We start from the raw sequence: 21,020 nt of genomic DNA on the forward strand, positions 1-21,020 counted from the left end.
CATATTCGTCGACTGTCACACCGCTATCGCGAGCAAGCCCGCTCCCACAAGGGATCTGCGTCGTTCGGGAGGCCTGCTCTACAACAGACCTCCCTTAACGACTTACAACTTGATCCAGGTCGCCTTCAGCTCGGTGTACTTGTCGAACGCGTGCAGGGACTTGTCGCGACCGTTGCCGGACTGCTTGAAGCCACCGAACGGAGCGGTCATGTCACCGCCATCGTACTGGTTGACCCACACGCTACCGGCACGCAGTGCGCGGGCGGTGAGGTGCGCCTTGGAAATGTCGCCAGTCCAGACCGCGGCGGCCAGGCCGTACGGCGTGTCGTTGGCGATCGCGATGGCTTCTTCGGCGCTGTCGAATTCGATGACCGACAGTACCGGGCCGAAGATTTCTTCCTGGGCGATTTTCATCGCGTTGCTCACGCCGTCGAAAATGGTCGGCTCAACGTAAGTGCCGCCAGTTTCCTGCAGCGTACGCTTGCCACCGGCCACCAACCTGGCGCCGTCGGCATGACCGGACTCGATGTAGGACAGCACGGTGTTCATCTGCTGGGTGTCGACCAGCGCGCCAACATTGGTCGCCGGGTCCAGCGGATTGCCCGGCTTCCAGGTTTTCAGCGCCTCGATCACCAGCGGCAGGAATGTGTCCTTGATCGAACGCTCCACCAGCAGGCGCGAACCGGCGGTGCAGACTTCGCCCTGGTTGAAGGCGATGGCACCAGCAGCGGCTTCGGCAGCCTCCTGCAGGTTCGGCGCATCGGCGAACACGATGTTCGGGCTCTTGCCGCCGGCTTCGAGCCAGACGCGCTTCATGTTCGACTCGCCGGAGTAGATCAACAGTTGCTTGGCGATTTTGGTCGAGCCGGTGAATACCAGGGTGTCGACGTCCATGTGCAGGGCCAGGGCCTTGCCGACGGTGTGACCGTAACCTGGCAATACGTTGAGCACGCCTTTCGGGATGCCGGCTTCGACAGCCAGCTCAGCGATACGGATGGCGGTCAGCGGGGATTTTTCCGATGGCTTGAGGATCACCGAGTTACCGGTGGACAGCGCCGGGCCCAGTTTCCAGCACGCCATCATCAGCGGGAAGTTCCACGGCACGATGGCACCAACAACGCCCACCGGTTCACGGGTCACCAGGCCCAGCTGATCGTGCGGGGTGGCCGCGACTTCGTCGTAGATCTTGTCGATGGCTTCGCCGCTCCAGCTCAGGGCTTGCGCCGCGCCGGGAACGTCGATGTACAGGGAGTCGCTGATCGGCTTGCCCATGTCCAGGGTTTCAAGCAGGGCCAGCTCTTCGGCGTGCTTTTTGAGCAGGCCGGCGAAACGGATCATGGTGGATTTGCGCTTGGTCGGCGCCAGGCGCGACCAGACACCGGAATTGAACGTGGTGCGGGCGTTTTCCACGGCGCGCTGGGCATCGGCGGCGTCACAGCTGGCAATCTTGCCCAGCAGACGGCCATCGACCGGGCTGATGCACTCGAAGGTCTCGCCGGAAACGGCGGCGGTGTATTCGCCATTGATATAGGCACGGCCTTCGATTTTCAGGTCGCGGGCACGTTGTTCCCAGTCGGCACGGGTCAGGGTGGTCATGCGAGTGTCCTCCTCTTATTGATACGACACCCGCGTTCTTCGCGGGCGCTGTCAGGAATTCTGCCCGGCCAGCCTGCTTGTCGGCCCAAGGCAACCACCACCCTAAACCAGCGGCAGGTGAAGTTTCAATATATTTGACACAACGCCGGCAAACGGCCTTGCGATGTTCATTTTAATAAACATAGACTTTGCCTCTATCAACCACTCGCGTCGCATTCACGGGGGAATACAACAATGAGCATCCAGAAGATCGTCGACTTCAGCCAGGCCACCACCGCCGCCGAGCGCTATCGCCCGGATCCAACCAAAGTACTGAAGGGTGATCCCGAGCAAGTGGTGTACAACCACTACAACAGCCCTTGCGGCCAATTGAACGCCGGCGTGTGGGAAGGGGCTGTCGGCCAGTGGACGGTGAACTTCACCGAACACGAATACTGCGAAATCGTGCAGGGGGTTTCCGTGATACGTGACCTCGACGGCAATGCCAAGACGCTGCGCGTGGGTGATCGCTTCGTGATCCCGGCAGGCTTTCGCGGCACCTGGGAAGTGCTGGAGCCATGCCGCAAGATCTATGTGGCGTTTGAGCAGAAGGCCTGACAATTTGCGTTGCCTGGACCGACGCTTTCGCGAGCAGGCTCGCTCCCACGGGTGATATCGGACAATGTGGGAACGAGCCTGCTCGCGAAGGGGCCCTGACAGGCACTACATAACCCACAGGCAACAAAAAAGGCCCGTATCTCGCGATACGGGCCTTTTTCGTAAGAGGGAAAAATCAATTACTTGATTTTGCCTTCCTTGTAGATCACGTGCTTGCGAACAACCGGATCATATTTCTTGATCTCGATTTTGTCCGGAGTAGTACGCTTGTTCTTGTCGGTAGTGTAGAAGTGACCAGTACCGGCGCTCGAAATCAAACGAATCAATTCACGCATGATTAGCTCCCTTAAACCTTGCCATCGCGACGAAGTTCGGCCAGCACGACACTGATGCCACGCTTGTCGATGATGCGCATGCCTTTGGCAGATACGCGCAGACGCACAAAACGTTTCTCTTCTTCAACCCAGAAGCGGTGATGCTGCAGGTTCGGCAGGAAACGACGACGGGTTTTGTTGTTTGCGTGGGAAATGTTATTCCCAGTCACCGGACCCTTACCGGTAACTTGACATACTCTAGACATGCCTCAGCCCTCTAAAACCACATGCCCAACCCGGCATGGGTTGGCCGCTTAATCTCTAGTCATTGTGGCGCCAGGCGCCGCGATTCTTTAGAGGTCTTACCGGCTACACCTACAGTGAAGGAACCGGGCCCCTAGAAAAGAGCGCTGCTTTATACCAGAAAGACTGGAGAGCAACAACATTCGCTGTGCCTTGAACTGATAAAAACCCGTTTTTTCCTGCCTCAAGCGCTTTGGATAAAGGCTGTCGGCGCTTGCGACCGCTCGTCGCAGAAAATCTGCCAGACACCTCAATCACCGGTTTCCCAATCGGGCACAGCAAAATCAGGCGCCTATAGTCACCTCAAAATGAAAAAGGGGATAGTCATTTGCAAAAGAGCCCACTAGGGTAAGCCTTTTCCAGACTGCACTTGCAGATGGGCCTTCGATCTGTAAAGGAACCGACCATGCGCCTCGCTGCCCTACCGCTGTTGCTCGCCCCGCTTCTGCTGAGCCCACAGGCCTTTGCCGCCGCCCTGAGCGTGTGCACCGAGGCCAGCCCCGAAGGGTTCGACGTGGTGCAGTACAACTCGCTGACCACCACCAACGCTTCGGCCGATGTGTTGATGAATCGCCTGGTGGACTTCGACACGGCCAGTGGCAAAGTGGTCGCCAGCCTCGCCGACAGCTGGGAGGTCAGCCCCGACGGCCTGATCTACGTGTTCAAGTTGCACCCGCAGGTGAAATTCCATCGCACCGATTATTTCACCCCGACGCGCGATCTGAATGTCGAAGACGTGATTTTCAGCTTCGACCGCATGCTCGACCCGGCCAATGCGTGGCACAAGGTCGCCCAGAGCGGCTTCCCGCATGCGCAATCGATGCAGTTGCCTGCACTGATCAAGAAGATCGACGCCCTCGATCCGCAGACTGTACGTTTTACCCTCGACCATCCGGACTCGACCTTTCTGGCGACCCTGAGCATGGGCTTCGCCTCGATCTATTCGGCCGAGTACGCCGACAAACTGATGAAGGCCGGCACGCCCGAGAAGCTCAACAGCCAGCCAATCGGCACGGGGCCGTTCGTGTTCACCCGTTTCCAGAAGGACGCCTCGGTTCGCTACAAAGCCAACCCGGACTACTTCGGTGGCAAACCCGCTGTAGATCCGCTGATTTTTGCCATCACCCCGGACGCCAACGTGCGCCTGCAGAAATTGCGCCGTAACGAATGCCAGATCGCCCTGTCACCCAAACCTCTGGACGTACAGGAGGCGCTGAAAGAGCCGACCCTGAAAGTCGAAAAGACTGACGCGTTCATGACTGCATTCGTCGGCATCAACAGCCAACATCCGCCGTTGGACAAACCGGAAGTACGCCAGGCGATCAACCTCGCCTTCGACAAGGCCAATTACGTCAAAGCCGTGTTCGAAGATACTGCAGAGCCCGCCAACGGCCCGTACCCGCCGAACACCTGGAGCTATGCCAAAAGCCTGCCGGGCTATCCACATGACGTGGCGAAGGCCAAGGCGCTGATGGCCAAGGCCGGGCTCAAGGATGGCTTCCAGACCACCATATGGACCCGCCCTTCCGGCAGCCTGCTCAACCCCAACCCAAGTCTCGGCGCCCAGCTGCTGCAGTCTGACCTCGCGGAAATCGGCATTCAGGCCGAGATCCGCGTGATCGAATGGGGCGAACTGATCCGCCGCGCCAAGGCCGGCGAACATGACCTGCTGTTCATGGGCTGGGCTGGCGATAACGGCGACCCGGACAACTTCCTCACGCCGCAGTTTTCCTGCGCCGCGGTCAAATCCGGCACCAACTTCGCCCGCTACTGCAATCAGGATCTGGACAAGCTGATAAGCGCCGGCAAGACCACCGGCGAGCAAGGTGTGCGCAGCAAACTCTACGAGCAGGCCCAGGCGCAGATCCAGCAGCAGGCCCTGTGGCTACCCCTGGCCCACCCGACGGCCTTCGCGCTGACACGCAAGGATGTCGAGGGGTACTCGGTCAGCCCGTTCGGTCGGCAGGATTACTCCAAAGTGACCCTGAAATAAACGAAATCACAACCTGTAGGAGCGAGCCTGCTCGCGATGGACGTCAACGATGACGAGGGGCACCAGGATGAACGCGGCGCCCCTGCCACCATCGCGAGCAGAGCTCGCTCCTACATGATCGCGTGCTACATCCATCCGTACTCGGCCATCGAAAGCGGGTCGCCATCACCGATGATGAAGTGATCCAGCACCCGCACGTCAATCAGCTCCAGCGCCTTTTGCAGGCGTTTGGTGAGCACTCGGTCGGCCTGACTGGGGTCGGAGTTACCCGACGGGTGGTTGTGGCAGAGGATCAATGCCGCTGCGTTGTTGGCCAAGGCGCGCTTGACCACCTCTCGCGGATGCACACTGGTGTTGTCGATGGAGCCGCGAAACAGCGTCTCAAACGCCAGTACCTGATGCCTTGAATCGAGAAACAGGCAACCAAATACCTCATGTGGCTCGTGGCGAAGCATCGATTTCAGGTACTCGCGAACCGCCTGCGGATTCTCCAGTGCCGATTTTTGACGCGCACGCTCGGCCAGATGACGCCTGCTCATTTCTTGAGCAGCTTGCAGTTGGGCAAATTTCGCCGGGCCAAGCCCCAGTTGCTTGCTGAACGTTTCCTGATCGGCTTCAAGCAACGAGCGCAGGCTGCCAAACTGACTCAACAGGTGCCGCGCCAGATCTACTGCGCTTTTGCCCACCACGCCGGTTCGTAAAAAAATCGCCAGCAGCTCGGCATCCGAAAGACTTCCCGAGCCCTGTTCAAGCAACCTCTCCCGCGGCCGTTCCGCCGCCGGCCAATCGCGAATACTCATAGCACCTCCCTGTCTGTGGGCACCGCTGTTCCGTAGCGGTCGCTGTGATATCGTAGCCCATCTTTTTTGCGGGCGAATGCACCCTGGGGAGGGGGTTTCGCCACGTATGTCACCAACGAATTGAAAGGCAGGCCTATGCAGCGGCTGTATCGGAAACGCATTGTTCTGGGCGTCGGCGGCGGCATCGCTGCCTACAAGAGCGCCGACCTGGTTCGCCGCCTGATCGATCAGGGCGCCGAAGTGCGCGTGGTCATGACCCGAGGCGGCGCAGAGTTCATCACCCCGCTGACCATGCAGGCCCTGTCCGGGCACCCGGTCCACCTGGACCTGCTGGACCCGGCGGCCGAAGCGGCCATGGGCCACATCGAACTGGCCAAATGGGCCGACCTGGTGCTGATCGCCCCCGCTACGGCGGACCTGATCGCCCGACTGGCCCAGGGTATTGCCGATGACCTGCTGACCACGCTGGTATTGGCCACTGACGCAGTGGTCGCCGTTGCACCAGCCATGAACCAGGCGATGTGGCGCGATCCGGCGACCCAGGCCAATCTGCAAACCCTCGAAAGCCGCGACATCAAAGTCTTCGGCCCGGCGTCCGGCAGCCAGGCCTGTGGCGACGTCGGCCTGGGGCGCATGCTCGAAGCCCTTGAACTGGCCCAATGTGCCGCCGACTGCTTCCAGCGTCAGGCACTGACCGGCAAACACGTGCTGATCACCGCCGGCCCGACCCAGGAAAACATCGATCCGGTGCGTTACATCACCAACCACAGCTCCGGGAAAATGGGCTTTGCCCTGGCCGAAGCCGCGGTGGAAGCCGGCGCCCGCGTGACCCTGATCACCGGCCCGGTGCACCTGCCGACCCCGGATCGCGTCACCCGCATCGACGTGGTCAGCGCCCGCGACATGCTCGCCGCCTGCGAAGCCGCGATCCCTTGCGACCTGTTCATCGCCTCGGCAGCAGTCGCGGATTACCGCCCGGAAGTCGTCGCCCCACAGAAACTCAAGAAAGATCCTACGAACGGCGACGGCTTGCTGCTGCAGATGGTGCGCAACCCGGACATCCTGGCCACCATCGCCACCCGCCCCGACCGCCCGTTCAGTGTCGGTTTCGCCGCCGAGACCGAGCACCTGCTCGATTACGCTGCTCGCAAGTTGAAAGACAAGAACCTCGATTTGATCGTCGCCAACGACGTCGCCAACCCGAGCATTGGCTTCAACAGCGAAGAAAACGCCTGCAGCGTCATCGACCGTGAGCTTCACGCCACACTCTTCGCCCAGACCAGCAAGAGCAAGATTGCTCGCCAGCTGATCACTTTTATCGCCGAACGTCTGAACCAGGTTTAATTTACATGCACGCTTTGCAAGCCAAGATCCTCGACCCCCGCATCGGTACCGAATTCCCGCTGCCGCAATACGCCACACCGGGCTCCGCCGGTCTCGACCTGCGCGCCATGCTGGAGCAGGACACCGTGATCAAGCCGGGTGAAACCGTGCTGATCCCCACCGGCCTGTCGGTCTACATCGGCGATCCGAACCTGGCAGCGCTGATTCTGCCGCGCTCGGGGATGGGCCATAAGCACGGCATCGTGCTGGGTAACCTGGTGGGGCTGATCGACTCCGACTATCAGGGCCCATTGATGGTCTCCTGCTGGAACCGTGGCCAGACCGAATTCACCATGCCGGTCGGCGAGCGCCTGGCGCAACTGGTGCTGGTGCCGGTGGTGCAGGCTCACTTCGAGATGGTTGAAGAGTTTGTTGAAACCGAGCGCGGCACTGGCGGTTTCGGTCATACCGGTACCCGCTGATCCGGTCACGCTCTTCTGTGGCGGGGGATCCAGCGCCCTCGCCACAAAATTCAAATTGTCATCTGCAAGGTTTAGCACCGAAAATCAAGGCATTACCGGACGGAACCCTTGCCGTCAGGGGCGTCATGGCCCTTTCACACCACGAACTCTCTGTGGAAAACGCCGTCATACCCTTCAGTTTGAACCTGCCGTCGAATGACTCGGCGTCCTGTCCAGCCACTTTCGAGATGGAGCATTTCCACAGATGAACACCCCGGCCAATATTGCACCCAAGTTCCCTGACAGCATCTTTCGCGCCTATGACATTCGCGGCACCGTCCCGGAATTCCTGAACGCCGAGACCGCTTACTGGATCGGTCGCGCCGTCGGTTCGCAAAGCCTGGCCCAGGGCGAACCGAACGTGTCCGTCGGTCGAGATGGCCGCTTGTCCGGCCCGGAGCTGGTCGCGCAACTGATCAAAGGCATCGCCGACAGCGGCTGCCACGTCAGCGATGTCGGCCTGGTCCCGACTCCGGCGCTCTACTACGCCGCCAACGTGCTCGCCGGCAAATCCGGTGTGATGCTCACCGGCAGCCACAACCCGTCGAACTACAACGGCTTCAAGATCGTCATTGCCGGTGACACCCTGGCCAACGAACAGATCCAGGCCCTGCACGACCGCCTCAAGACCAACAACCTGAGCAGCGGCCAGGGCAGCGTCACCCAGGTCGAGATCCTCGACCGCTACACCACCGAAATCGTCAAGGACATCAAGCTGGCACGGCGCCTGAAAGTGGTCGTCGACTGCGGCAACGGCGCGGCCGGCGTGATCGCCCCGCAACTGATCGAAGCGCTGAATTGCGAAGTCATCCCGCTGTTCTGCGAAGTGGATGGCAATTTCCCGAACCACCACCCGGACCCGGGCAAGCCTGAAAACCTCGTGGACCTGATCAACAAGGTCAAGGAAACCAAGGCTGACATCGGCCTGGCCTTCGATGGCGATGGCGACCGCGTCGGCGTGGTGACCAATACCGGCAGCATCGTCTACCCGGACCGCCTGCTGATGCTGTTCGCCCGTGACGTCGTGGCGCGCAACCCAGGCGCCGAGATTATCTTCGACGTCAAATGCACCCGCCGCCTGATCCCGCTGATCAAGGAATACGGCGGCCGGTCGCTGATGTGGAAGACCGGTCACTCGTTGATCAAAAAGAAAATGAAACAATCCGGCGCCCTGTTGGCCGGCGAAATGAGCGGGCACATCTTCTTCAAGGAGCGCTGGTTCGGTTTCGACGACGGCATTTACAGCGCCGCGCGGTTACTGGAGATCCTCAGCAAGGAAAAATCCTCGGCGGAAGAGCTCTTCGCGACCTTCCCGAACGATATTTCTACGCCGGAAATCAATATCCATGTGACCGAAGAGAGCAAATTCAGCATCATTGATGCATTGCACGACGCACAGTGGGGCGCAGGCGCCGACCTGACCACCATTGACGGCGTGCGAGTCGACTACGCCAAAGGCTGGGGCCTGGTACGCGCATCCAACACCACACCGGTGCTGGTGCTGCGTTTCGAGGCCGATGACGAGGCTGAACTGCAGCGCATCAAGGATGTGTTCCGCATCCAGCTCAAGCGCGTTGCACCTGATCTCCAACTACCGTTCTGATTCACCCGGAGCCCTGAATGACCCTCGAACGCGAAGCCGCCGCCAACACCGCCAAGGTCCTGTCCGAAGCGTTGCCTTACATCCGCCGTTATGTCGGCAAGACACTGGTGATCAAATACGGCGGCAACGCGATGGAAAGCGAGGAGCTGAAAACCGGCTTCGCCCGCGACATCGTGCTGATGAAGGCCGTGGGCATCAACCCGGTGGTGGTTCACGGCGGTGGCCCGCAAATCGGTGACCTGCTCAAGCGCCTGTCGATCGAGAGTCACTTTGTCGACGGCATGCGCGTCACCGACGCCGCGACCATGGACGTGGTGGAAATGGTCCTCGGCGGCCAGGTCAACAAGGACATCGTCAACCTGATCAACCGTCATGGCGGCAGCGCCATCGGCCTGACCGGTAAAGACGCCGAGCTGATTCGTGCGAAGAAGCTCACCGTCACCCGTCAGACCCCGGAGATGACCACCCCGGAAATCATCGACATCGGCCACGTGGGCGAAGTGGTCGGGATCAACACCGACCTGCTGAACCTGCTGGTCAAGGGCGACTTCATTCCGGTGATCGCGCCCATCGGTGTCGGTGCCAACGGCGAGTCGTACAACATCAACGCAGACCTGGTGGCCGGTAAAGTCGCCGAAGCGCTGAAAGCCGAGAAGCTGATGCTGCTGACCAACATCGCCGGCCTGATGGACAAGTCAGGCAAGGTCCTGACCGGCCTGAGCACTGCACAGGTCGACGAACTGATCGCCGACGGCACCATCTACGGCGGCATGCTGCCGAAGATCCGTTGCGCGCTGGAAGCGGTCCAGGGCGGTGTGGGCAGTTCGCTGATCATTGACGGCCGCGTGCCGAACGCGATCCTGCTGGAAATCTTCACCGATACCGGCGTGGGCACCCTGATCAGCAATCGCAAGCGTCCGTAAGCGAAAGCGCAAATAAAAAGACCCCGCTCAGCCTGGCTGAGCGGGGTCTTTTTTTCACCTCGATCCTCTGTAGGAGCGAGCTTGCTCGCGAAAAACGTCAACGAAAACGCGGGGCGCCTGATGTCCCGCGGTGTTCTGGCGTCCATCGCGAGCAGGCTCGCTCCTACAGGGTCGGCGTATTAAACGCCGAACTGGGCGCGGTAGGCTTCCACGGCTGGCAGGTGCTGCTTGAGCTGCGGATCGTCCGCCAGGAACTCCAGCACCTGGTTCAGCGAAACGATGCTGATGACCGGGATGCCGAAGTCACGCTCGACTTCCTGAATCGCCGACAACTCGCCGTTGCCGCGTTCCTGACGGTTCAGGGCGATCAGCACGCCGGCTGCCTTGGCGCCGTCCTGGGAAGCGATGATCTGCATCACTTCACGGATGGCGGTGCCGGCAGTGATCACGTCGTCGATGATCAGCACGTCACCGGTCAGCGGTGCGCCAACCAGGCTGCCGCCTTCGCCGTGGGCCTTGGCTTCTTTGCGGTTGAAGCACCATGGCAGGTCACGGTTGTGGTGCTCGGCCAACGCGACAGCAGTGGTCGCCGCCAACGGGATGCCTTTGTAGGCCGGGCCAAACAACACGTCGAATGGAATGCCGCTCTCGGCAATGGCGGCGGCGTAGAAACGACCCAGCTGCGCCAGGGCCGAACCCGAGTTGAACAGGCCGGCGTTGAAGAAGTAAGGACTGGTGCGCCCGGACTTCAGGGTGAACTCACCGAAGCGCAAAACGCCGCGATCGATGGCAAAACGGATGAAATCGCGCTGATACGCTTGCATGAAAAAACCCCAAATACCACGGATTTAGCTAATTAGCTTGACGCCGTGTATCATACACGCACGCGATTTTTGGGGCCATTTATGCGGATCATCAGTGTGAACGTCAATGGTATTCAGGCTGCAGTCGAGCGTGGTTTGCTCAGTTGGCTGCAAGCACAGAATGCCGACGTCATCTGCCTGCAGGACACCCGCGCCTCCGCCTTTGAACTGGACGATCCAGCCTTCCAACTGGATGGCTACTTCCTTTATGCCTGCGATGCTGAAGTCCCTGCCCAAGGCGGCGTGGCTTTGTATTCGCGGTTGCAACCGAAGGCTGTCATCAGCGGTCTCGGTTTCGAGACGGCCGACCGCTACGGGCGCTACCTGCAAGCCGATTTCGATAAGGTCAGCATCGCGACCTTGCTGCTCCCTTCGGGGCAGAACGGCGATGAAGACTTGAACCAGAAGTTCAAGCTAATGGACGACTTCGCCCGTTATCTGGATAAACAGCGACGCAAACGTCGCGAGTACATTTATTGTGGCTCGCTGTACGTGGCGCAACAGAAGCTGGATATCAAGAACTGGCGTGACAGCCAGCAATCTCCGGGCTTCCTGGCACCTGAACGTGCCTGGATGGACGAGATTGTCGGTAACATGGGGTATGTCGACGCCCTGCGGGAAGTCAGCCGTGAAGGCGACCAGTACAGCTGGTGGCCGGACAACGAACAGGCGGAGATGCTCAACCTCGGTTGGCGCTTCGACTATCAACTGCTGACCCCGGGCCTGCGCCGATTCGTTCGCAGCGCACGCTTGCCACGCCAGCCGCGGTTCTCGCAACACGCGCCGCTGATCGTGGACTACGACTGGACGCTGACCATCTAAGTGATTTTTCACTGCGCGGCCTGACAGACAGTCAAAAAAATGCCCGTATCGCAAGATACGGGCATTTTTCATGCGCTCCAAACTTCAAGCCACGGCGAAAAACGGCAGTGCAAGGTATAGCTTGATCACGATGACATTAACAATGTCGATAAAGAACGCGCCCACCATTGGCACCACCAAAAATGCTATCTGCGAAGGCCCGTAGCGCTGTGTCACCGCTTGCATGTTGGCGATGGCTGTTGGCGTCGCGCCCAGTCCAAAACCGCAATGCCCTGCCGCCAGTACCGCCGCATCGTAGTTACTGCCCATCATCCTGAACGTCACAAAAATCGCAAACAGGGCCATGACCAACGTTTGCGCAGCCAGGATGATGAATATCGGCAACGCCAATGCAGCCAGATCCCAGAGTTTGAGTGACATCAGAGCGATCGCCAGAAACAGTGACAAGCTGACATTCCCCAGCACTGAGACTTCACGCTCAAACACCTGATACACGCCAAGCGCCGAAAGCCCGTTTCGTAAAACCACGCCCACGAACAACACGCAAACGAATGTCGGCAACTCAAATGCGGTTCCCTGGAGCCACCCATTCAGGAGTGAGCCCGCCAGCAGACTGACAGCGATCAGAGCCAATGTCTCGACCAGCGAAAATGACGTGATCGAGCGCTCTTTGTTCGGCTGTTCAAAGCCCTTGGGTAACCGTGGCTTTTCCTGCTCGCAGCCCGGGGTCTGGACACGGCTGATGAGCAGGCGGGCAACAGGACCACCAATCAAACCGCCTAGCACCAGGCCAAACGTCGCAGAGGCCATTGCAAGTTCAGAGGCAGAAGCCAGACCGAACTTCTCACTGAACATCGCACCCCACGCAGCACCTGTACCGTGACCGCCTGCCAACGTAATTGAACCTGTCAGCAAGCCCATCAAAGGATCGAGCCCCAACGCCGTTGCGAGCCCGATGCCCATGGCATTCTGGATCACCAGAAGTCCGACAACCGCCAACAGAAAGATCCCCACGACACGCCCGCCCTTCTTCAGGCTGGCGAAGTCTGCACTCAAGCCGATGGTGGCAAAAAACGCCAACATCAAGGGTGTTTGCAGCGAGGTATCAAAGCGGACTTCAATATCGAGGGTTCTCAAAGCCAGAAGACCCAAGGCAACCACCAGGCCGCCCGCTACAGGTTCAGGGATATTATAAGTACGTAAAAAACCGACACGCGTGACAAGAGCGCGCCCCAGCAAAAATACTAAAGAGGCGGCGACAAGTGTTCCATAAAAATCGAGCTGAAGCATTCTGGATATTCTTGCTTATATATTCAGGGGCGAACTCTTTACCTGGACACGCCTCTTGAACAGGTTGATTTGTCTCAACACTGGTTGGTATTGGATTCAGAGGCCGTCAATGGTCCGAATATATCGAAATATTTCTTGATGAATATTACTTGGGGCAACCTTATCAACCGCCGAGTCTCATTGCCAAGCATACAAGCCAAACTGAGCTTTGCAGTTTGTGTCTAAACGTGTAAGAAATACCATGCACAAGAATGAACTTCATTTGAATAACGAGCGACAAAGTACGCAGTAATAAAGATTAATCTGATTGCAAAAATACAAATGCCCCGACATGTCGGGGCATTTGTATTGAACTACGCTTGAAACAGCGCCAGCGTCCTGGCTTACTTGATCAACCGCCAGGTGAAGGGGTACCGATAAGGCAACCCATCATTGGCTTTCACCCCGGCAATAATCGTCAGCACCAGTGCACCAATCGCGATCAGGCCAAACAGGAAGAACCCGATAATCACCACCATCAGCAAGAAGCAGATAGCCGAGGCGATCGCGACGGATATCTGAAAATTCAACGCTTCCTTGCCCTGGGCATCGATGAACGGGTCCATCTCGCGCTTCATCTGCCACAGAATCAGCGGGCCGATGATCGTCCCGAATGGAATCCAGATCCCCAGCAAGGCGGACAAGTGACAAAACATCGCCCACTGACGCACCTCTTGGCTCGGCGTGGGCAGCGGTAGTTGCTCGTCACTCATGGTGTCCTCCTTGCCTGGAGCGGGCCGGTCAGTCGGCCAATGCGGCCTTTTGCAGTTCGAAAATCTCGTTCATGCCTTTCTTGGCCAGCTCCAGCATGGCGTTCAGCTCTTCAGGCTGGAACGGCGCGCCTTCGGCAGTGCCCTGGACTTCGATGAAACCGCCAGCGCTGGTCATCACCACGTTCAGGTCCGTCTCGGCGGCCGAGTCTTCCAGGTAGTCGAGGTCGAGCACCGGCTCGCCCTTGTACATGCCCACGGAAACAGCGGCGATCATCTGTTTGACCGGGTCGCCACCCTTCAGGCCGCCACGTTTCTTGATGACTTTCAAGGCATCGATCAGCGCAACCATGGCGCCGGTGATCGAAGCAGTGCGGGTGCCGCCATCGGCCTGGATCACATCGCAGTCGACGTACAGGGTGACATCGCCCAGTTTCGACATGTCCAGCGCGGCGCGCAGTGAGCGACCGATCAGACGCTGGATTTCCAGGGTGCGGCCGCCCTGCTTGCCACGACTGGCTTCACGCTGGTTACGCTCGCCGGTAGCACGCGGCAGCATGCCGTACTCGGCAGTCAGCCAACCCTGGCCCTGGCCTTTCAGGAAACGCGGTACGCCCGGTTCAACGCTGACGGTGCAGATGACCTTGGTATCACCGAACTCGACCAGCACAGAACCCTCGGCGTGTTTGGTGTAGTTGCGGGTGATGCGGATCGAGCGGAGCTGATCGGCAGCGCGACCACTTGGACGTATCATAGGGAATACCTGTACTGGGGACGGAAAACTGCGGAGCATTATAGAGCCGACGGCCGCCACTGGGCACTTCTAAAAAAATCCGCCGACGACCGATGGCTCTGTACCGCGCGTCGGCGAAGGCCTGCCGCTCTTTGTCACACCCTGTGTTTGGGCGCATCCACGCCACTGCGCTACAATCCTGCGCCTTTGCTGCCAGTCGGCTTTAATTCATTGATATCGGATTCCCGGAACCTCGGTTCTGTGCCGATCTGCATTGCGAGGTACCGCCATGGTGCACAGCATGACCGCCTTCGCCCGCGTCGAAAAAGCCGGCGTCCAGGGCACCCTGAGCTGGGAGCTGCGGTCGGTCAACAGCCGCTACCTGGAACCCCACCTGCGTCTGCCGGAGTCCTTTCGCGACCTCGAGGGCGCTGTTCGTGAAGCCCTGCGCCAGGGCGTATCGCGGGGCAAGCTCGAATGCACCCTGCGCTTCACCGAAGAAAATACCGGCAAAGCACTGCAAATCGATCAGGAGCGCGCCGCGCAACTGGTCGCCGCCGCCGAGACCATCGCCAGCCTGATCAACAACCCGGCAGCATTGAACCCGCTGGAAGTCCTGGCCTGGCCCGGCGTACTGGTAGGCGATGCCACCGACCCGCAAGCCTTGAACGCCGAAGCGCTGGCACTGTTCAATCAGGGCCTCAAGGAACTGAAGGCCGGCCGCGAGCGCGAAGGCGCGGAGCTGGCGCGACTGATCAACGAGCGCCTGAGCTCCATCGAAGAAGACGTGGTGACCTTGCGCGAACTGGTCCCGCAAATGCTCGCCACCCAGCGCCAGAAAGTCCTCGACCGCTTCGCCGACATGAAGGCCGAGATGGACCCGCAGCGCCTGGAGCAGGAAATGGTCATGCTCGCGCAAAAAAGCGACGTCGCCGAAGAACTGGATCGCCTGAGCACTCACATCATCGAAGTTCGCCGGGTGCTCAAATCCGGCGGCGCTGCCGGTCGGCGTCTGGACTTCCTGATGCAGGAACTCAACCGCGAAGCCAACACACTGGGCTCCAAAGCCTTCGACCCGCGCAGCACCCAGGCTGCGGTCAACCTCAAGGTGTTGATCGAGCAGATGCGCGAACAAGTGCAGAACATTGAGTAAGGCTACCCCGACATGACCCACAGCACCGGCACCCTGTACATCATTTCCGCGCCATCGGGCGCGGGCAAGAGCAGCCTGGTCAAGGCCCTGACCGACGCCAATCCGGAGATTCGCGTATCGATTTCCCACACCACCCGTGCCATGCGTCCGGGTGAAGTGGACGGCGTGAACTATCACTTCGTGTCCCGCGAAGAGTTCGTGAAGATGGGCGAGCACGGCGACTTCCTCGAACGCGCCGAAGTCTTCGGCAACTTTTACGGCACCTCGCAAAGCCGCCTGCAGCAGACACTGGACGAAGGTCACGACCTGATCCTTGAAATCGACTGGCAAGGCGCCGAGCAAGTGCGCAAGCTGATGCCGCAGGCACGCTCGATTTTCATTCTGCCGCCGTCGCTCCAGGCCCTGCACCAGCGCCTGACCAACCGCGGCCAGGACAGCGACGAGATCATCGACGGCCGGATGCGTGAAGCCGTCAGCGAGATGAGCCATTACGTCGACTACGACTACCTGATCATCAACGACGATTTCGCCCACGCGCTGGACGATCTGAAGGCGATTTTCCGCGCCAATCAGCTGCAGCAGAAACGCCAGCAGGTGCGTTTCGGCAAGTTGCTGGCCGAATTGCTCGGTTAATCAGCTCTTCCCAAAACCGCTGCAAGGGCTTTACATTGGCACTTGCAGCGCGTTGAAGGGCTTGGTCAAAAAATCAGCGCTTCCCTAATCGCTGGTGATTTTTTAAACTGTTGAGTCCGCTCGCCCATCCGGGCAGCGCGCATATTGCATTTGCTACGAGGAAGACCATGGCCCGCGTAACCGTTGAAGACTGCCTAGAACACGTGGATAACCGCTTTGAGCTGGTCATGCTCTCTACCAAGCGTGCCCGTCAACTGGCCACCGGCGGCAAAGAGCCGAAAGTAGCATGGGAAAACGACAAGCCTACCGTCGTCGCCCTGCGTGAAATCGCTGAAGGCCTGATCGACTACGCAGCTATCGCCGAAGCCGAAATCGTTGAAGATGAACCGCTTTTTGCTGCATTCGAGGACGAGTCCAACGAGGCCGTCTAAGCCTATGCCTGGTCGACGTAGCACGGCGCGGGATCACAGCTTTTGGCAGGAGACATCATGCCGAGCATAGACGCCCTCGCCGATCGCTTATCGACCTACCTCGGCAAGGACCAGGTCAACCTGGTCCGCCGAGCGTACTTCTACGCCGAACAAGCCCACGACGGCCAACGCCGCCGTAGCGGCGAAGCGTACGTCACGCACCCACTCGCGGTTGCGAACATTCTTGCCGACATGCACATGGACCATCAGAGCCTGATGGCGGCGATGCTGCATGACGTGATCGAAGACACCGGTATTGCCAAAGAGGCGCTGCAAGCGCAATTCGGCGAAACCGTGGCTGAACTGGTCGACGGGGTCAGCAAGCTGACCCAGATGAACTTCGAGACCAAGGCCGAAGCCCAGGCCGAAAACTTCCAGAAAATGGCCATGGCCATGGCCCGCGACATTCGCGTGATCCTGGTCAAGCTGGCCGACCGCCTGCACAACATGCGCACCCTGGAAGTGCTGTCCGGCGAAAAGCGCCGGCGCATCGCCAAGGAAACCCTGGAAATCTATGCGCCCATCGCCAACCGGCTGGGCATGCACGCCATCCGCATAGAGTTCGAAGACCTCGGTTTCAAGGCCATGCACCCGATGCGTTCCGCGCGGATCTACCAGGCCGTCAAACGCGCCCGGGGCAACCGCAAGGAAATCGTCAACAAGATCGAAGAATCCCTGAGCCACTGCCTGGCCATCGATGGCATCCAGGGCGAGGTCAGCGGTCGCCAGAAACACCTCTACGGCATCTACAAGAAAATGCGCGGCAAGCGTCGGGCCTTCAACGAGATCATGGACGTCTATGCGTTCCGGATCATCGTCGACAAGGTCGATACCTGCTACCGCGTGCTGGGTGCTGTACATAATTTGTACAAGCCGTTGCCTGGGCGCTTCAAGGATTACATCGCGATCCCCAAGGCCAACGGCTATCAGTCGCTGCACACCACGCTGTTCGGCATGCACGGCGTACCGATCGAGATCCAGATCCGCACCCGCGAAATGGAAGAGATGGCCAACAACGGCATCGCCGCCCATTGGCTATACAAATCCAGCGGTGACGAGCAGCCCAAAGGCACCCATGCCCGTGCCCGCCAGTGGGTCAAGGGCGTGCTGGAAATGCAGCAACGCGCCGGCAACTCGCTGGAATTCATCGAGAGCGTAAAGATCGACCTGTTCCCGGACGAGGTCTACGTGTTCACGCCCAAAGGCCGGATCATGGAGCTGCCCAAGGGCTCCACAGCGGTCGACTTCGCTTACGCGGTGCACACCGACGTCGGCAACAGCTGCATTGCCTGCCGGATCAATCGTCGCCTCGCGCCGCTGTCCGAACCGCTGCAAAGCGGCTCCACGGTCGAGATCGTCAGTGCTCCCGGCGCGCGGCCGAACCCGGCGTGGCTCAACTTCGTGGTCACCGGCAAGGCGCGTACGCACATTCGCCATGCACTGAAACTGCAACGTCGCTCCGAGTCCATCAGCCTTGGCGAACGCCTGCTGAACAAGGTTCTCAACGGTTTCGACAGCGCGCTGGAGAAAATCCCGGCCGAACGCGTCAAGGCCATGCTCGTCGAGTACCGCCTCGAACTGACCGAAGATTTGCTGGAAGACATCGGCCTGGGCAATCGCATGGCGTATGTGGTGGCCCGCCGGCTGCTGGGCGAAGGCGAACAGTTGCCAAGCCCGGAAGGCCCGCTGGCGATTCGCGGTACCGAAGGCCTGGTACTCAGCTACGCCAAGTGCTGCACGCCGATCCCCGGCGACCCGATTGTCGGCCATCTGTCTGCGGGCAAAGGCATGGTCGTGCACCTGGACAACTGCCGCAACATCAGCGAAATCCGCCACAACCCGGAAAAATGCATCCAGCTCTCGTGGGCCAAGGACGTTACCGGCGAATTCAACGTCGAACTGCGCGTCGAACTGGAACACCAGCGCGGCCTGATTGCCCTGCTGGCCAGCAGTGTCAACGCCGCCGACGGCAACATCGAGAAAATCAGCATGGACGAACGCGATGGTCGCATCAGCGTGGTCCAGTTGGTGGTCAGCGTGCACGACCGTGTGCACCTGGCCCGCGTGATCAAGAAACTGCGCGCCTTGACCGGGGTGATCCGCATCACCCGCATGCGTGCGTAGCCATCCATCCATTACAAGGAGTCATTCATGACCAAGACTGTTATCACCAGCGACAAGGCCCCGGCCGCCATCGGTACTTACTCCCAGGCGATCAAGGCTGGCAACACCGTTTACATGTCGGGTCAGATTCCTCTGGACCCAAAAACCATGGAACTGGTTGAAGGCTTCGAAGCCCAGACCGTCCAGGTGTTCGAGAACCTCAAGGCCGTGGCTGAAGCCGCTGGCGGTTCGTTCAAGGACATCGTCAAGCTGAACATTTTCCTCACCGACCTGAGCCACTTCGCCAAGGTCAACGAGATCATGGGCAAGTACTTCGACCAGCCTTATCCTGCCCGCGCCGCCATCGGCGTAGCAGCCCTGCCAAAGGGTTCGCAGGTTGAAATGGATGCCATCCTGGTCATCGAGTAATCCGTGCGGCGCAGCCCCCCGGCTGCGCCGACTGCTCCGCTGTAAAGAAAGCTTGAAAGGATTCCACCATGCGCAACGCGCTTGCTCTCTCGCTGCTCGCCCTGTTCCTGGGCGGATGTGCCAGCAACCCTGCCGATCGTGATATCAGCGGCACCTGGATCAACCAGGTGGCGATCGATGCTGCTGCCAAAGGCGTCCCCCTGCGTGAAGCGCTCCAGGCCTATGGCCCGAACCTGGAATGGGACATCAACACCAAGGCCAGCCAGGCACGCTACACCAACGGTTTTGAAAACGTCGAAGGCAAGCTGCTGGGTGAAGAATCCGGCGCCTGGAAAGTCGACTTTTATGGCAGTTCGGCCAGCGAACTGAAGCGTGACGGCAAGCAACTGAGCCAGTCTGCCAGTGACAATGAGCCCGAGCAGGTTTTCGATCGCGCCCAGATTCCGGTACCGGACGGCGCGCCGATCGGTGCCAGTTTCGAGCGCGCACTGTATTCAGCCTACATGGGCGGCGGCTGGACAATCGTCAGCGGCCCCGGCGAAGGCAGCACGGTTCAATTCCAGGCCGACGGCCAGGTGAGCGGCCTGCCAGGCAGCGATCGCTACGCGTTGTGCCTGGCCGGCGATTGCGCATCCATGAGCGGCGGCCATGACAACATGTGGCTGCAGCTCAATGGCCAGGGCAACGCCTGGATCTTTGCACGCAAGGGCAAAGAGCTGGAGATTTTCCAGACCGTGAACACCGCACAGGCGGACGAGATGCCCTCGTTCACCCCGGGTGAGCGCAAGTGGTTGCTGGAAAAACAGTAAGCAACGCTTAACCCATGTGGGAGCGAGCCTACTCGCGAAGACGGCGTAACAACCGACAGAAATGTTGAATGTTACGACCCCTTCGCGAGCAGGCTCGCTCCCACAGTTGTTTCAGAACGCCTGAAAGTCAGCAGCGGCCTTCTAGAATCGCCGCATAACCCTCGCGGAAGCTTGGATACTTCGGCGTCCAGCCCAAGGCTTTGGCCCGCGCATTGGTGCAACGCTTGCTGCCGGTGCGACGGACGCTGGCGTCATCATCCCACTCGGTCACGCCCAGATACCCGCGCAACCAGTTCACTACGTCAGCCAGCGCTGCCGGCTCGTCATCGACGCCGATGTAGACATCATCCAGCGCCTCACCACGCCGATCCGCCTCAAGCAGGCACGCCATCAACCCTGCGGCATCGTCCGCATGAATCCGGTTGGCATACAACGGTGGCTCGATCGCCACGCGATAACCCCGACGCACCTGCGTCAGCAGCCATTCACGGCCGGGGCCGTAAATGCCGGTCAAGCGCACGATACTGGCTGGAATGCCACTTTCAAGGGCAAGTTGCTCGGCTTCGAGCATCACACGTCCGGAATACCCCGCCGCCACGGCCGGCGAAGCCTCGTCGACCCATTCGCCATCCTGCTGACCGTAAACGCTGCTGCTGGAAACGAACAGCAGGCGATTGGGCACCTGCCCGTAGTCGTTCAGCCACTCCAGCACATGCTCCAGGCCCTGGACATAAGCCGCACGGTAACCGGCTTCATCGTGATCGGTGGCCGCCGCGCAATACACCAGGTAATCCACGGCGCCGACTGGCCAAGTGGCCGGGCAGTCTTTGTCGAACAAGTCACCGGCAACGCCAATGACCCCATCGGGCAGACGTGAAACGTCGCGACGCAGACCATGAACCTCCCACCCTGCCGCCAGCAGTTGTGTGGCCAGGCGGCCGCCGACATCACCGCAGCCGGCGATCAAAACAGTAGGCGCAGACATCAGAAAAC

21 protein-coding genes and 1 pseudogene are annotated in these 21,020 nt (G+C 59.8%); 13 read left to right on the plus strand and 9 right to left on the minus strand.

What is annotated here, in order from left to right; genetic code table 11:
* Positions 1-102 precede the first annotated feature (102 nt).
* Complete coding sequence (locus ACEN8E_RS28870) at positions 103-1,596, minus strand: aldehyde dehydrogenase (protein ID WP_495590766.1); 1,494 nt, start codon at positions 1,594-1,596, stop codon at positions 103-105.
* Positions 1,597-1,830: 234 nt separating this feature from the next.
* On the opposite strand from ACEN8E_RS28870, the gene ACEN8E_RS28875 reads away from it, so the two are divergent.
* Positions 1,831-2,193, plus strand: a complete 363-nt coding sequence (locus ACEN8E_RS28875) for a cupin domain-containing protein (RefSeq protein ID WP_495590767.1) — start codon at positions 1,831-1,833, stop codon at positions 2,191-2,193.
* Between the two features lie 179 nt (positions 2,194-2,372).
* Here ACEN8E_RS28875 and rpmG read toward each other — a convergent pair whose 3' ends face one another.
* Entirely contained in the window at positions 2,373-2,528 is a 156-nt protein-coding gene (rpmG, locus tag ACEN8E_RS28880) for a 50S ribosomal protein L33 (protein ID WP_003177274.1), read from the minus strand.
* A gap of 11 nt (positions 2,529-2,539) precedes the next feature.
* Entirely contained in the window at positions 2,540-2,773 is a 234-nt protein-coding gene (gene rpmB / locus ACEN8E_RS28885) for a 50S ribosomal protein L28 (protein ID WP_003177273.1), read from the minus strand.
* 443 nt (positions 2,774-3,216) lie between these two features.
* Between rpmB and ACEN8E_RS28890 the strand changes: the two genes are divergently transcribed.
* A complete protein-coding gene (locus tag ACEN8E_RS28890; RefSeq protein WP_495590768.1) occupies positions 3,217-4,803 on the plus strand; it encodes an ABC transporter substrate-binding protein in 1,587 nt (528 codons plus the stop codon).
* Positions 4,804-4,928: 125 nt separating this feature from the next.
* Here ACEN8E_RS28890 and radC read toward each other — a convergent pair whose 3' ends face one another.
* Entirely contained in the window at positions 4,929-5,603 is a 675-nt protein-coding gene (radC, locus tag ACEN8E_RS28895) for a RadC family protein (RefSeq protein WP_495590769.1), read from the minus strand.
* A gap of 135 nt (positions 5,604-5,738) precedes the next feature.
* On the opposite strand from radC, the gene coaBC reads away from it, so the two are divergent.
* From coaBC to argB, 4 genes and pseudogenes are all read left to right on the plus strand, one after another.
* Positions 5,739-6,947 carry a bifunctional phosphopantothenoylcysteine decarboxylase/phosphopantothenate--cysteine ligase CoaBC gene (gene coaBC / locus ACEN8E_RS28900; protein ID WP_102700099.1) on the plus strand — a complete coding sequence of 403 codons (1,209 nt, stop codon included), beginning with the start codon at positions 5,739-5,741 and terminating at the stop codon, positions 6,945-6,947.
* Positions 6,948-6,952: 5 nt separating this feature from the next.
* Complete coding sequence (gene dut, locus ACEN8E_RS28905; protein WP_007975171.1) at positions 6,953-7,408, plus strand: dUTP diphosphatase; 456 nt, start codon at positions 6,953-6,955, stop codon at positions 7,406-7,408.
* Between the two features lie 265 nt (positions 7,409-7,673).
* Positions 7,674-9,050, plus strand: a pseudogene (locus ACEN8E_RS28910) (phosphomannomutase/phosphoglucomutase); the annotation flags it as partial.
* Between the two features lie 17 nt (positions 9,051-9,067).
* On the plus strand, positions 9,068-9,973 hold the full coding sequence (argB, locus tag ACEN8E_RS28915) for an acetylglutamate kinase (protein WP_007989569.1): 906 nt from the start codon (positions 9,068-9,070) through the stop codon (positions 9,971-9,973).
* A 179-nt stretch (positions 9,974-10,152) separates the two neighbouring features.
* Here argB and pyrE read toward each other — a convergent pair whose 3' ends face one another.
* Complete coding sequence (gene pyrE, locus ACEN8E_RS28920; RefSeq protein ID WP_011336558.1) at positions 10,153-10,797, minus strand: orotate phosphoribosyltransferase; 645 nt, start codon at positions 10,795-10,797, stop codon at positions 10,153-10,155.
* 81 nt (positions 10,798-10,878) lie between these two features.
* Between pyrE and crc the strand changes: the two genes are divergently transcribed.
* Positions 10,879-11,658 (plus strand): catabolite repression control protein Crc, encoded by a 780-nt coding sequence (crc, locus tag ACEN8E_RS28925; RefSeq protein WP_003176915.1) that lies wholly within the window; start codon positions 10,879-10,881, stop codon positions 11,656-11,658.
* 84 nt (positions 11,659-11,742) lie between these two features.
* On the opposite strand, the gene gltS is transcribed toward crc, so the two are convergent.
* From gltS to rph, 3 genes are all read right to left on the minus strand, one after another.
* A complete protein-coding gene (gene gltS / locus ACEN8E_RS28930; protein WP_495590770.1) occupies positions 11,743-12,948 on the minus strand; it encodes a sodium/glutamate symporter in 1,206 nt (401 codons plus the stop codon).
* A 383-nt stretch (positions 12,949-13,331) separates the two neighbouring features.
* A complete protein-coding gene (locus tag ACEN8E_RS28935; RefSeq protein WP_495590771.1) occupies positions 13,332-13,700 on the minus strand; it encodes a DUF4870 domain-containing protein in 369 nt (122 codons plus the stop codon).
* A 28-nt stretch (positions 13,701-13,728) separates the two neighbouring features.
* Positions 13,729-14,451, minus strand: a complete 723-nt coding sequence (gene rph / locus ACEN8E_RS28940) for a ribonuclease PH (protein WP_223460458.1) — start codon at positions 14,449-14,451, stop codon at positions 13,729-13,731.
* A 268-nt stretch (positions 14,452-14,719) separates the two neighbouring features.
* Here rph and ACEN8E_RS28945 point away from each other — a divergent pair, with 268 nt between their 5' ends.
* The 6 genes from ACEN8E_RS28945 (at position 14,720) to ACEN8E_RS28970 (ending at position 20,027) form a co-directional block, all read left to right on the plus strand.
* The gene (locus ACEN8E_RS28945) at positions 14,720-15,583 is read left to right on the plus strand and encodes a YicC/YloC family endoribonuclease (RefSeq protein ID WP_495590772.1); all 864 of its coding nucleotides are present in this window, start codon (positions 14,720-14,722) and stop codon (positions 15,581-15,583) included.
* A gap of 12 nt (positions 15,584-15,595) precedes the next feature.
* Positions 15,596-16,216: a guanylate kinase gene (gmk, locus tag ACEN8E_RS28950; protein ID WP_495590773.1), complete on the plus strand. Its 621-nt coding sequence runs from the start codon at positions 15,596-15,598 to the stop codon at positions 16,214-16,216.
* 167 nt (positions 16,217-16,383) lie between these two features.
* Positions 16,384-16,647 carry a DNA-directed RNA polymerase subunit omega gene (gene rpoZ / locus ACEN8E_RS28955; RefSeq protein WP_007921129.1) on the plus strand — a complete coding sequence of 88 codons (264 nt, stop codon included), beginning with the start codon at positions 16,384-16,386 and terminating at the stop codon, positions 16,645-16,647.
* Between the two features lie 57 nt (positions 16,648-16,704).
* Positions 16,705-18,810, plus strand: a complete 2,106-nt coding sequence (spoT, locus tag ACEN8E_RS28960) for a bifunctional GTP diphosphokinase/guanosine-3',5'-bis pyrophosphate 3'-pyrophosphohydrolase (RefSeq protein ID WP_495590774.1) — start codon at positions 16,705-16,707, stop codon at positions 18,808-18,810.
* A gap of 27 nt (positions 18,811-18,837) precedes the next feature.
* On the plus strand, positions 18,838-19,218 hold the full coding sequence (locus tag ACEN8E_RS28965; protein WP_003229509.1) for a RidA family protein: 381 nt from the start codon (positions 18,838-18,840) through the stop codon (positions 19,216-19,218).
* A gap of 68 nt (positions 19,219-19,286) precedes the next feature.
* On the plus strand, positions 19,287-20,027 hold the full coding sequence (locus ACEN8E_RS28970) for a hypothetical protein (RefSeq protein ID WP_495590775.1): 741 nt from the start codon (positions 19,287-19,289) through the stop codon (positions 20,025-20,027).
* 127 nt (positions 20,028-20,154) lie between these two features.
* On the opposite strand, the gene ACEN8E_RS28975 is transcribed toward ACEN8E_RS28970, so the two are convergent.
* Positions 20,155-21,012, minus strand: a complete 858-nt coding sequence (locus tag ACEN8E_RS28975; RefSeq protein WP_495590776.1) for an SDR family oxidoreductase — start codon at positions 21,010-21,012, stop codon at positions 20,155-20,157.
* Between the last annotated feature and the right edge of the window lie 8 nt (positions 21,013-21,020).

This window comes from Pseudomonas sp. Pseusp9 (assembly GCF_059491265.1).